The sequence below is a fragment of the Streptosporangium carneum genome (assembly GCF_027922005.1).
Lineage (GTDB): Bacteria > Actinomycetota > Actinomycetes > Streptosporangiales > Streptosporangiaceae > Streptosporangium > Streptosporangium carneum.
Genome location: NZ_BSEV01000082.1, coordinates 1 through 955, shown reverse-complemented (window position 1 = coordinate 955; position 955 = coordinate 1). Strand labels below are relative to the sequence as shown.

Annotated in this window: 1 protein-coding gene; it reads left to right on the top strand. The window is 66.6% G+C overall.

The window, feature by feature from the left end:
- Nucleotides 1–515 precede the first annotated feature (515 nt).
- Nucleotides 516–955: hypothetical protein (locus PKF00_RS43905; protein ID WP_271223731.1), on the top strand; the 440-nt coding region annotated here is incomplete at its 3' end.

Here is a 955-nt window from a genome sequence, read left to right as displayed (position 1 = left end):
TTCACCTCCAGGCGGCTGAAGCAATCCGCTCAGGGTTCGGCTTCATGGTCGATCGCCGCAGCTGAAGCCTCGCTTTCGAAAGGAGCGCAGGGCTGAGGTAAAAACCCACCCCCTGGGGAAGGGCCTACCCACCCGTGAGGCGTCGGCTTCGCTGGGCCACCTGTCACCCACCCCATGATCGTTACCCAGAGCTCCCGCCCCAGCCCCCGAGCGATTCCAGGCCACGTTCATGCCGCCCGAACCAAACCCCCACCCTCGTCAGCCCTCTCCCTCCCCACAAGACGCTTCCCTCCCACCCGTGGGGCGTCAGCTTCGCTGAGGCGACCGACGCCCGCCCCCGATCCCTGTCCAGAGCCGCCCGCCCTGCTCCTCGGGCGGGACGCCTCTGCCCGATTCCAGGGCGGAACGGTCCCGTTCAAGACGGAACGGTGGGCCCGTTCAAGACGGAACAGTGGGGCCCATTCAAGACAGGACGATCGGTCCCGCCCAAGACAGGACGACTGGTCCTGTTCAGAGTGGAAGGGTCGATCCAGCTCAAGACGGAACGATCGGGCCCGTTCAAAGCGGAACGGTCGGGCCTGTTCAAGGAGGTTCTGTTCGGGCGTTGGATGGGGGCCTTCGTGGGCGGAGGCGTTTCCCCCGGGCTGGCAGGGGAGCGTGCCCAGGAAGGTCGTGCCCAGGAAGGTCGTGCCCAGGAAGGTCGTGTCCAGGAAGGTCGTGTCCAGGAAGGTCGTGCCCGGGAATCGCTCGGGGGGCTGGGGCGGGAGCTCTGGGCAACGATCATGGGTGGGCAACGGGGGGCCTGCCGAAGCTGGTGCCCCACGGGCGGGCAGGCCCTTCTCTTGTTGGGGGTTTTCCAGCTCAGCCCTGCGCTCCTTTCGAAAGCGAGGCTTCAGCTGCGGCGATCGACCATGGATGAAACCCCTGCGGATTGCTTCAGCCGCCTGGAGGTGAC